The organism is Halochromatium sp., assembly GCF_046541315.1.
Lineage (GTDB): Bacteria > Pseudomonadota > Gammaproteobacteria > Chromatiales > Chromatiaceae > Lamprobacter.
The window spans coordinates 1-11721 of record NZ_JBKHDN010000081.1 but is presented as its reverse complement, the minus strand read 5'-3'; the positions used below and the strand labels follow the sequence as shown (position 1 = coordinate 11721).

Annotated in this window: 7 protein-coding genes and 2 pseudogenes; 7 read left to right on the top strand and 2 right to left on the bottom strand. The window is 64.8% G+C overall.

The genetic code is table 11. The annotated features are described in order from the left end of the window. The 7 genes and pseudogenes from ACLFQI_RS07195 to pstB form a co-directional block, all read left to right on the top strand. Positions 1-1098, top strand: a 1098-nt coding sequence (locus ACLFQI_RS07195) for a hypothetical protein (RefSeq protein WP_410758235.1), incomplete at its 5' end; no start/stop codon positions are given. 78 nt (positions 1099-1176) lie between these two features. Beyond that, on the top strand, positions 1177-2394 hold the full coding sequence (locus ACLFQI_RS07190; RefSeq protein ID WP_410758234.1) for an NAD(P)/FAD-dependent oxidoreductase: 1218 nt from the start codon (positions 1177-1179) through the stop codon (positions 2392-2394). Positions 2395-2498: 104 nt separating this feature from the next. Next, the gene (locus tag ACLFQI_RS07185; RefSeq protein ID WP_410758233.1) at positions 2499-3542 is read left to right on the top strand and encodes a substrate-binding domain-containing protein; all 1044 of its coding nucleotides are present in this window, start codon (positions 2499-2501) and stop codon (positions 3540-3542) included. 137 nt (positions 3543-3679) lie between these two features. Further along, positions 3680-5071 (top strand): phosphate ABC transporter permease subunit PstC, encoded by a 1392-nt coding sequence (gene pstC, locus ACLFQI_RS07180; RefSeq protein ID WP_410758232.1) that lies wholly within the window; start codon positions 3680-3682, stop codon positions 5069-5071. After that, positions 5064-5525 (top strand): annotated as a pseudogene (locus ACLFQI_RS07175) (DUF3333 domain-containing protein); the annotation flags it as partial. The gene pstC and the pseudogene ACLFQI_RS07175, both read left to right, overlap by 8 nt. A 564-nt stretch (positions 5526-6089) precedes the next feature. Beyond that, positions 6090-6890: pseudogene (gene pstA, locus ACLFQI_RS07170) on the top strand (phosphate ABC transporter permease PstA); the annotation flags it as partial. A 133-nt stretch (positions 6891-7023) separates the two neighbouring features. After that, positions 7024-7887, top strand: a complete 864-nt coding sequence (gene pstB, locus ACLFQI_RS07165) for a phosphate ABC transporter ATP-binding protein PstB (RefSeq protein ID WP_410758231.1) — start codon at positions 7024-7026, stop codon at positions 7885-7887. Positions 7888-7967: 80 nt separating this feature from the next. Here pstB and phoU read toward each other — a convergent pair whose 3' ends face one another. Both phoU and ACLFQI_RS07155 read right to left on the bottom strand, forming a co-directional pair. After that, positions 7968-8699 (bottom strand): phosphate signaling complex protein PhoU, encoded by a 732-nt coding sequence (gene phoU, locus ACLFQI_RS07160; protein ID WP_410758230.1) that lies wholly within the window; start codon positions 8697-8699, stop codon positions 7968-7970. A gap of 109 nt (positions 8700-8808) precedes the next feature. Continuing rightward, positions 8809-11511 carry a UPF0182 family protein gene (locus tag ACLFQI_RS07155; RefSeq protein WP_410758229.1) on the bottom strand — a complete coding sequence of 901 codons (2703 nt, stop codon included), beginning with the start codon at positions 11509-11511 and terminating at the stop codon, positions 8809-8811. Positions 11512-11721: the final 210 nt, after the last annotated feature.

Below are 11721 nucleotides of genomic sequence, written 5' to 3'. Positions count from 1 at the left end.
GCCGGGGTGATCGATCGCCCGCGTTTGCCGAGCACGGCGGCCGGAGGCGCTGGCGTCGATACTGGCGTCGATGCTGGTATTGATACTGGTATTGATTCTGGTATCGATGCTGGCGCTGATCCCGACACTAGCCCGCTGTTCGGGGACGAGACCGCCGAGCTGTGCTGGATGCACCTGTTCGCGCCCGCCTCCTGCGCGTTCGACGCGCCCGGCGGCGGCCCATCCGCCACCGGCGGACTGCGCGCCAGCGATGCGCGGTGTCGCCTCGAGCTGGAACAAGCGGATGCGGCGCGGGCAACGCTGCGGATCGAGGCCGGCGCCGGCCTGACGCTGCATCTGTCGCATGCCGGCCTGCCTGGCGTCGCCTTGCCCAGCGCGTTCGACAGGCTCGACGGCTGGCTCGGGCGCGCGCTCGGCGCGCATTGGCAGGTCCAATGCGCGGCGCCGGTGGCGCGCGCGGACGGCGAGCTGGCGCTTCAGCCCGATCTGCTGGACGGGCTCGCGCAAGCGCCCGGAGGCGAGCATCCATCCTATGCCTCGGCGGCCTTGCGCGCGCGTCTTCGGGCTGGCCCCGTGCGCCTCGCCTGGCGGGGCGCCGATGGCTACGCGGAGCATAGCTTCGGGATTCGGCCGCTGCCCTGGCAGGGCTGGGATTTTCTCTTCGTGCCCAAGGCCGAGACCGGCGAGGCGCTGGTGCTGCAAACCTATCCGGGCAGCCAGGCGCTGCGCTATCTCGAGGTCTGCTGGCGACAGGATGGCGAGCCTCGCCAGCATCGCTTCGGTGCCGAGGCGCTGCGGCTGGAGTGGGTGGAACAGAGCGTCGATCCGGTGCTGGGCGCGCGCCGGCCGCTGCGGCGGCGCATCGAGGCCGAGGCCGACGGGCTGCGGTTGACCCTGGACAGTCGCGTGCTGCACCGCATTGCGCTGCTGCGTCGCAGCCGCCTCGTGGTGCGCCATTTCTTCATCGGCGAGGAGATCGGGGTCGCCGATTGGCGCCTGAGCGATGGCGCGGGTCGGGTGCTCGCCGAGGTGCGCGGACAGCCCTGTGGCGGCGAGTTGGCGCATCGGCGCCTGCGCGTGCCGCGCTGTGCGCGCTGATCGGCCCGGTCAGCGTTCAGCCTGGTCAGCGTCCAACTTGATCGGCGGCTTGCACCTGAGCGCCTGGAGGCCAGACAGATGGATCAGCACCCGCAAGTCATCGTCGTCGGCGCCGGCCCCGCTGGCAGCGCGACCGCCTATCATCTTGCGCGGGCTGGCGTTTCCACGCTGTTGATCGATAAATCGGCGTTTCCGCGCGATAAGGTCTGCGGCGATGGCCTGAGTCCGCGCGCTCAGCAGGCGCTGATCGAATTGGGGCTGTTGGACGCGGTCGCCGCCGAGGCCCATTCGGCGACCCGGATTCGCTTTCGCGCGCCCGGCGGCGCCGAGGCCGAGACGGCGATCACCGGCGATGGCGCGCTGCCGAACCGCACCCTGGTGTTGCCGCGCCGGCGCTTCGATCATCTGCTGCAACGGCAGGCGCTGGCGGCGGGGGCGCGGTTTTGCGTCGGGCATGTGCGCGCCCTGTGCCCGGGCGGCGGGGTCGAACTCGAGGGCGAGCGGCTGCCGGCGCGGCTCGTGGTCATCGCGACCGGCGCCGCGCTGTCACTGATCAAGCACACGCCGCTGACGCCGCGCGGCCCGGTGCATAGCATCGCCGCGCGCTGCTATCTGCCGGCGATGCCGTCGCCGGGGCCGGATCTGCGCTTTTTCTTCGATCATCTGCCCTTGCCGGGCTATGCTTGGCTGTTCCCGACCGGGCCGAACAGCGCCAACCTCGGCTACTGGTATAGCGGCAGCGGCGGCGTCAACGCGGCCTCGATGCTGTCCCGGCTCTTGCGCGAGCATCCCGCGTTGGCGCGCCTCGGCGCCAACGGCCAGCGGGCGAGCGCCATCGCCGGCTATCCGATCCGCAGCGATTTCCTCAGCGCGCCGACGCGCGCCGCGGGCCTGATCGCGGTGGGCGAGGCGGCCGGCTTGGTCAATCCGTTCACCGGCGAGGGCATCGACTACGCGCTGGAGTCGGCCGCGCTGGCGGCTGCGACGATCGTCGACGCGCTGCGCCAAGCCCCCGCCGAGGGACCGCTGCCAGCCGCCGCGCTCGCCGGCTATTCCCGCGACCTACGAGGGCGTTTTCGGGCGCTCTTCTTGCTCATGCGGCTGGCGCAGCGGTATGCGTTCACGCCCTGGGTGTTCGACCGGCTATTCGGACGCGGCGCCCAGGGCCAGACATTGGTCGATACCCTGATCCAGGTCTGTTTTGGCGCCGCGCCGCCCCAGCGGGTGCTGGCGCCGATCGAATTGATCCGGCTTCTGGGTTCAAGGCCCGGGCCACCCGTCTCGCGAGACGGCTAAGCGGACCCTGGCGATGTCATCAAATCGCAATAAAAAAGTCATACTATGAAAACATTCAGGGCACACAATAGGAGTCTCGACACACCCGCTAATGGAGACGCTCCATGAAGTTATCTGCACTGACCGTCACTGTTCTTGGCACGCTCGCCTTCTCGTCGCAGGCCCTGGCTCGCGATACCATCAACATCGTCGGCTCCTCGACCGTGTTCCCGTTCGCGACCACGGTCGCCGAACGCTTCGGTGAGACCACCGAGTTCAACACCCCGAAGATCGAGTCCACCGGCTCGGGCGGCGGCCTGAAGCTGTTTTGCGCCGGCGTCGGCGTCGATGAGCCCGATATCACCAATGCGTCGCGCCGGATGAAGGTCTCCGAGTTCGAGACCTGCCAAGAGAATGGCGTCGAGGAGATCACCGAGGTCATGATCGGTTACGACGGCATCGCCATCGCCAACTCCAAGGAGGCCGATCAGTTCGAAGTGTCGCTGCGTGATCTGTTCTTGGCGCTGGCCAAGGACGTGCCGGACCCGGATGGCGGCGAGGAGCTGGTCGCGAACCCCTACAAGACCTGGAAGGATGTGAACTCGGATCTGCCCGATGTCGCCATCGAGGTGCTCGGCCCGCCGCCGACCTCTGGCACCCGTGACGCCTTCGCCGAGATCGCGATGGAGGGTGGCTGCAAGACCTTCGACTGGATCGCCGACATCAAGGGCGAGGACAAGTCGAAATACAAGTCGATCTGCCACACCGTTCGCGAGGATGGCGCCTATGTCGAGGCCGGCGAGAACGACAACCTGATCGTGCAGAAGCTCGAAGCGAACGAGGACGCGCTCGGCATCTTCGGCTTCAGCTTCCTGGATCAGAATACCGATAAGCTGCAGGGCAGCATCATCGATGGCGTCAAGCCGACCTTCGACAATATCGCCAGCGGCGACTATCCGGTCTCGCGCTCGCTGCAATTCTATATCAAGAATGCCCATGTCGGCACCATTCCGGGCATCCAGGAGTACGCGAACGAGTTCACCAGCGAGCATGCCTGGGGTCCGGACGGTTACCTGCCGCCTAAGGGCCTGGTTCCGCTGCCCGAGGACATGCGCAAGAAGATTGCCAAGCGAGTCCGCAACCTGGAGCCGATGTCGAGCCCCGAATAAGGTCTAGCTCGTCGAAGCAGGGTGCCGCGTGGTCGCGTCATCCTGGCTGATTGAACGCCGACGGTCCGCAGGGCCGTCGGCGTCTTCCATGATCGCACTCCCGTTTTCGTCGTCCTTCGCAACGCACGCGCGCCGCTATGAACTCCACGCTGTTGTTTTTCATCGTTCTGGCCGCCATGGGGCTGGCCTACTACATCGGACGCCAACGCGCGATCGGCGTCGTCGGCGGCGTCTCTCAGATCAATCGCCTGCACTCGTTGCCGGCCTACTACGGCTACTACGCAGCGCTCTGGGTCGGCCTCCCGGCGCTGTTGCTGCTGCTGCTCTGGGTCGGCCTGCAGGGGCAGATCCTCACCGCGCTGACGCTCGCCGAGCTGCCGCCGGAGGTGACCGCCGATCTCTCCGAGGGGCAGTTGAGCCTGCTCACCAGCGACATCCGCAACCTGGCCAGCGGCAACTCGATGGGGCGTGACCCGAGTCCCGAGGTCGAGGCGGCCGCGGCTCGCTTCCAACAGCTCCAGCAGATTGCCACGCTCAGCCTCTGGGCGCTGACTGGCGCCTTCGTCCTCGCCGGCATGGCTTGGGCCTGGCAGCATACCAAGCCCAGCTTTCGCGCTCGCAATCGGGTCGAATCGATCCTGATGCTGGTGATGATCCTGTGCTCCTTGCTCGCGATCCTGACCACGCTCGGCATCGTGCTGTCGGTGCTGTTCGAGTCGCTCCGCTTCTTCCAGAAGGTGCCCTGGACCGAGTTCCTGTTCGGCACCCGATGGAGTCCGCAGATCGCCTTGCGGGCCGAGCAGGTGGGTGCCTCGGGGGCCTTTGGCGCCATCCCGCTATTCACCGGCACCCTGCTGATCTCGTTCATCGCCATGCTGCTGGCGGTGCCGATCGGGCTGCTCTCGGCGGTCTATCTGGCCGAATACGCGCCGCGCATGATTCGCGCCTGGGCCAAGCCGGTGCTCGAAATCCTGGCCGGCATCCCGACCGTGGTCTATGGCTTCTTCGCCGCGTTGACCGTGGCGCCGTTTTTTCGCGATTTTGGCCAGAGCATTGGGCTGGATATCGCCTCGGAGAGCGCGCTCGCGGCGGGTCTGGTGATGGGCATCATGATCATCCCGTTCGTCTCCTCGCTCTCCGAGGATGTAATCAACGCCGTGCCGCAGTCGCTGCGCGACGGCTCCTACGCGCTCGGCGCGACCCAGTCCGAGACCATCCGCCGGGTGATCTTCCCGGCGGCGCTGCCGGGCATCGTCGGCGGCGTGCTGCTGGCGGTGTCGCGTGCCATCGGCGAGACCATGATCGTGGTGATGGCCGCCGGTCTGGCCGCGAACCTGACCGCGAACCCACTCGAGAGCGTCACCACGGTGACGGTGCAGATCGTCACCCTGCTCACCGGTGACCAGGAGTTCGACAGCGCCAAGACCCTGGCCGCCTTCGCGCTCGGCCTCACGCTCTTCGTCGTGACCCTGATCCTTAACGTCATCGCGCTGCACATCGTGCGCAAGTATCGAGAACAGTATGACTAAGACCACCACCGCCAGCGGCGCGAGCCGCAGTCCGCGCGAGATCGTCGAGGCCAGCCTGAAACGGCGTTATGGCACCGAGCGTCGGTTCCGGCTGCTCGGGGCCAGCGCCGTCGTGCTGGGGCTCAGTTTCGTCGCGATCCTGTTCATCAACATCGTCAGCAATGGCTACAGCGCCTTCTTTCAGAGCTATCTGGAACTGCCCGTGGCGTTCGAGGCCGAAGCCATTGATCCAAACGGCGACTTGCGCGATGGCGAGTTGGACGAGTCCGAGATCGCGAGCCAACTGCGCTCGGTGAATTTCCTCAAGCTCGCCCGCGACGCCTTGCGCGCCGAGTTCCCGGAGGTCACCGGACGCGAGCAACGGCGCAATCTGGATAAGTTGATGAGCCCTGGTGCGCCGCGGCAATTGCGCGAACTCGTGGCGCAAGACCCGACGGTGATCGGCAGCGAGCGCTCGGTGAGTCTGCTCGCCGATGACGATGTCGACGTGTTCATGAAGGGACGTATGACCCCGGTCGTGAGCGCCGATGGCGAGGGGGTCGCCAGGCTCGAGGGCGAGCTTGACGCGATCGGCGAGGAGGTCGTCGTGCGCGTCTCCGACGAGGGGCTTGGGCCGCTGCTCGAGCAGGCCCGTCAGCGGATCAGCGACGCCGCCGACGAGCTTGAGCGCCAGCAAGGGCTGGAGCAAAGCGATCGCGAGCTTCAGGATCAACAGCTCGCACAAACCGATCTGCCGGAAGAGCAAGCGGCCGAAATCGAGCGTGACATCGATCGCAGAGGACGCAAGATCGACCGCCTGGAGAAGCAGATCCAGGACCTGCGCGACGAGGCGGCGAGCGACGATGAACTGATCCTGAGTGCCGAGGCGCCGAGCTTCCTGCTGCGCGTCAACGACGGGCTGATCAAGCTGGTGGCCCTGGAGGCGGACCGCGTGCGCGGCGAGGTGCTGGTGCCGCCGGCCTCAACCGAGCCGGCCGAGCCAGGCACCTGGCAGACGATCGAGCTGACCACCCCGCAAGATGCGCGGCGACTGAGCGATCAGCAGATCGCCTGGATCTTGCATTTGGAGTACGCGGACCTGATCAGCAAACGCTTCAACATGCCGTTCTTCACCGGTGGCACCTCGCGCGAGCCCGAGCTTGCGGGTATCGGTGGCGCGGTGATGGGGTCGTTCTACACCCTGGTGTTGACCTTGCTGTTCTCGTTCCCGATCGCGGTCGGTGCGGCCCTGTATCTGGAGGAATTCGCGCCGAAGAATCGCATCACCGATTTCATCGAGGTCAATATCAACAACCTCGCGGCGGTGCCCTCGATCGTGTTCGGTCTGCTCGGTCTGGCGGTGTTCATCAATTTCTTCGGCGTGCCGCGCTCGACACCGCTGGTGGCGTCGATGGTGCTGACCCTGATGACGCTGCCGACCATCATCATCGCCAGTCGGGCGGCGCTGAAATCGGTGCCGCCGTCGATCCGCGAGGCCGCGCTCGGCGTCGGCGCCTCGCCGCTGCAGACGCGCATGCATCATGTGCTGCCGCTCGCCCTGCCGGGCATGATGACCGGCACCATCATCGGCATGGCCCAGGCGCTTGGCGAGACTGCGCCCTTGCTGATGATCGGCATGATCGCCTTCATCGTCGACATACCGCAGGGCTTCACCGATGCCGCGACGGTGTTGCCGGTGCAGATCTTCCTGTGGGCGGACAGCCCCGAGCGCGCGTTCGTCGAGCGGACCTCGGCGGCGATCATGGTGCTACTGGCCTTCCTGATCCTGATGAACCTGACCGCCGTGCTGCTGCGCCGACGCTTCGAGCGGCGTTGGTAATCATCAGTGCGGGTCTTTGCCCCGTTGCTGTAAAATGCATAAGCAAGGCATGAACGACCCGCATCACGCCACGAATGCCGTCGAGACACCGGCGGCGAGCGTGTCACCCGAGCCATCTTCCGAGCCGTTCCCTATGAATACCACCGCCGAAGCAATCGCCGAGAAACCCGGCCATTTCACCGCCGACAGCCTGTCCCGGGATCAGTCCACCACCACCACTGTCGGCGAGATCAGCTCACCGAATCCTTGCATGGTGTGCCGCGATGTCAACGTCTGGTACGCCGACAATCATGCGATCAAGAACGTCAGTCTGGACATCGGCCGCCACGAGGTCATCGCGATGATCGGCCCGTCGGGCTGCGGTAAATCGACCTTCCTGCGCTGCCTGAATCGGATGAACGACACCATCCCGGTAGCGCGCGTCACGGGCTCGATCAAGCTCGACGGGGAGGAGATCATGGACCGCGGTCTCGATGTGGTGCCGCTGCGGGCGCGCGTCGGCATGGTGTTCCAGAAGCCGAACCCGTTCCCGAAATCGATCTACGAGAACATCGCCTACGGGCCGCGCATCCACGGGCTGACCAACAATCGCGCCGAACTCGACGAGCTGGTCGAGATCAGTCTGCAGCGCGCGGGCCTCTGGAACGAGGTCAAGGACCGGCTCGATGCCGCCGGCACCGGGCTCTCCGGCGGTCAGCAGCAGCGCCTGTGCATTGCGCGGGCGATCTCGGTCTCGCCCGAGGTGATCCTGATGGACGAGCCCGCCTCGGCGCTCGACCCCATTGCCACGGCGGTCATCGAGGAATTGATCGACGAGCTGCGCAAGCAGTACACCATCGCCATCGTCACCCACTCGATGCAGCAAGCGGCGCGTGTCTCCCAGCGCACCGCCTATTTCCATCTCGGCGACCTGGTCGAGGTCGGCACCACCGACGACATCTTCAACCGGCCCCAGCACAAGCTGACCGAGGCCTACATCACCGGGCGTTTCGGCTAAGCTCGGAACGACACGACGGCCCCGGCGCGAGGCCGGGGCTATCCTCAGATTCGGCGAGAACGGATCGGACCGCGCGTCGGCTAGGCGGGGCGCCGACTGCCGAGGCTGTCGATCAGCAGCTCGCGGTTGCGATAGCGCACATCGTCACCGGTGATCACATAGATGACCTGCTCGGCGATATTATTGGCATGGTTGCCGGTTCGCTCGAGCGCGTGGGTAATCGTTAGTAGGCCCGCGAAGTGATCGCCGGCAAGCCCGGCGGCGGGGTCGAGGAGGGCGGCGCGCAACTGTTCGCTGGTGTCATTGAGCCGCGAGTCGGCCCGGAAAACGGCGATCGCCTTGTCGAGATCGGCCTCGACGAGACCGGCGACCGCGCTCTCCAACAGTTCGCAGTCGATCTCCATCAGCCGGTGCATGAGTTCGAGGGCCGGCTCGGGCAGGAGCGGATCGAACCCGGCCTCGAGCAGCTTGAGGGTGTGCCTGGCGATCCGCTTGGCCTTGTCGCCAGCGCGTTCGAGGTCGCCGACGATGCGCGCGGTGGCCAAGATCAGGCGCAGGTCGATCGCCGCTGGCTGGCGCTTGGCGATGACCCGAAAGACCTCTTCATCGGCGGCGAGACTCTGGGCGTCGATCTCCGGGTCGCGGTCGATGACGGCGGCTGCGCTGGCATGACTGCCCTGGGCGAGGGCCTCGACTGCGGTGCGTGTTTGTTGCACCACAGCGGCACTCATCTCGACAACCAGGCCGCGAAGATGGGCTAGATCCAAGTCGTAGGCGCTGACGATGTGTCGGTGGTCGTTAGACGGTTGCATCGATGCTTGCCTCTGGTGTAGGGAAATGCTGAGTGCTCGATTGTCGCACGGAATCCTTTACGAAAAGAACCGCTTGCTCGACGGGGGGTCGTCTCAGGGGATGGCCGTCTCAATCCTGCTCGGCGGGCGCCGATTGCGGGGATTGGTGGTCTTCTCGATCGGGGAGCACCGGCGGCGGGACCGCAGGCTCGATCCGAGACGGGTCCTCATCGAACAACGCCGCCTGATTCAGTGCCGTGAAGGCCCCTTCCAGCGAGGGCTCCATCGCGACCCGATAGCCGACGTTACTGATGAAGCGTACCAGTTGCGGGATGTTCGCGTCGGTCTGTGCCTTCAGGAAGACGCCTTGGAGATAAGTGATGACCCCATCGATCGGAATGACGATCAGCCGCCCCCGCTCCGCTTGCGCGCCACGCCGGTTCCAGAGCGCGAATTCCTGGGTGACGATCGGGTCCTGCTTCATGAAGCCATCCGCCTGCGCGGGACCATAGACGAGGGAACCGCGCGGGAAGGTGTAGGCGACGATGCGGCCATAGTTGTCGCCGTCGTTTCCGGCCACCACCAGGGCCCGCATGTTGTTCTTGCCCTTGGGATTCATCGGGGCGAGCAGGCTGAACTCGAAGCGGTCCGGATCGAGAAGATTGATCGTCACATAGTAGGGCGTCATGACACGCAGTTCGTCCTCCCACTGCACCTCGGCAAACTCCCACAGATCCTCCTGCTTGAAGAAGGTGCCGGGTTTCTTCTGGTGATAACGGCTGTAGACCTCGAGCTGGGTTTTGAACAGGCGTTTCGGATAGCGCACATGCTGCCTCAGCTCTCGGGGCATCTCGTCGAACGACTTGAGCAGGCCGGGATAGGCGCGGGCGTAGGCGCGAATGATCGGATCGTCGGGCTCGGTGATGTAGTAGTCGACGCTACCGTCATAGGCATCGACCACGACCTTGGCCGCATTGCGGATGTAATTGAACTCGCGTCTCTTGCCATCGATGTCGGCCGTCGTCGAGTATGCAGAGGGGAACCAGGAAGAGAGGGTGTAGGTATCCTGAATCCAGTAGACCCGCTCGGAGGTGACGACCGGATAGGGATGGGGATCGAGGTGCAGAAAGGGCGTCAAGTGCGCGATCCGCTCGGCGATATTGCGCCGGAACAGGATGCGGCTGTCCTGGTTGATCTGGTTGGTGAGGATCAGGTTCACCTCGCCGAAATAGAGCGCGAAGATGGCGCGTCGGAACAGGCCCGAGAAACGCACGCCGCCCTTGCCCGCGTAGTCCGACAGGACCAGATCGTCATCGCTGGCGTAATCGATCTCGCCGCTCTCGTTCGGCGCGATCACTGGCGAAGAGGGTCCGGTGCCGTAATAGATGCCCGGCTGCTCGATGTCGAGATCGACGTTCGAGCGTGGCGGGATGCCGTGCATCAGCCAGTCGATGTCGCCAGCCTGGGTTTGCGCGGTCGGCGCCATCACAGCGCCGTAACCATGGGTGTATTTCATCCATTCGTTGACCCAGTTACGAGATTCGTCCGGGAGCTTGTCGAGATCGATCTCGCGGGCGGCGACCGCTACCTGCTGGTAGTGGTCGTTGACCGTATAGCGATCCACGTCGAGGGTGTTGAAGATGTAGTAAGCGCGAATCTCCTGTAGCTCCTGGAACACCTGGCCGAGCTGGACCTCATCCCAGATGGGAATATTGACCAGGGTTTCCTTGAATTCGGTGGCACTGGTATTCCAGGGGATGTCCTGCACCGGATAACGCCGGGTTTCGACATCTTGCAGATTGTAGGCCGCGAGCGTCGCTTGGATATTCTGGCGGATGTAGGGCCCCTGCAGATCGAGTTCGTTGGGGTTGACGACATATTTCTGGAGGAGCTCGGGGGTGATCGACGAATACCGGAACGCCAGGGTGCCGACGAACATGATCGCGACCGCGACCAGCCAGATCAGGCCCTTGCGCGTTTCGACATAGAGGATGGCTAAAGCGCCCAGAATCAAGAGCAGGATCAAACAGGCCCAGATCAGCGCCAGCGTGAAGTTCATCTCCACATAGCCAGGGCCGGTAAAGATCGGCACATGCGCGTCGCTGTAGAGCAGCATCTGGCGATCCATCACGAAATACCAGGCGCCGATCAGGACCACGAAGCCCATGGCGAGCCCGATGTGGATCTTCGCGCCCCGGCGCATCGGTTGATCGTATCCCGCCACCATCTGCTGTTCGAGCCAATAGAGCGAGACCAGGCCGACGAGCAGGATCAGCGAGGCGGTGAGCAGTTCATGCCAGATCAATGAAAAGAACGGCAGCGAAAACAGATAGTAGCTGATGTCCTTGCCAAAGGCGGGGTCGGTCAAGCCGCTGTTGGGCGCGAAGAAGAACAGCAGCGCTTGCTCCCATTGCGCGAACACCGGCAGCGCGACCAGGAGGGCGAGGCCAAGACAGAGGGGGAGGTAGAACCACAGCGAACCGCGCTGGAACTGATCATACAGCCGTTGGTACTTGGACCTCGGCCTCGTCACGCTCGCCGCCGGCGCGGGCGGCGTCTGCCCCTGCTCAAGGTCGTGATGGGCCGGGGTTTCCGCGCCCAGGTAGCGCGACCCGATCCAGAAATTGAGGAAGAACAGCAGGAAGAAGAAGAGGGTGACGACCAGGAAGATGATCGATTGATAGAGCATCCGTGCCCAGAAGTAGAGGCCATAGTCGAGCGCGCTGAACCACCAGAGGTCGACCAGGAAGGCATTGAAATAGAAGGCGGCGAAGAGGCTACCAGCAGCGGCCAGAACGACGCCCAAGACAATCAGTAGAGGTTTCCAAGACATCGACGGTTGGTCTCCGTGTGCTTGTGGCCCCGTGAGGTGACCGATGCCAGCCCGCCTATGCTGCCTGCCGTTGGGGCTCGATTCAGTGGGCTCCCGATCAAGTATGATACACGCCGCGATTCCGGTCTGTCAGGAAGGATCCCCTGTCGGGCCCTATCCGTCACTCCCGCCGACGCCGAACGCCAGCAGCGCGTCCGCGAATCCACGCCG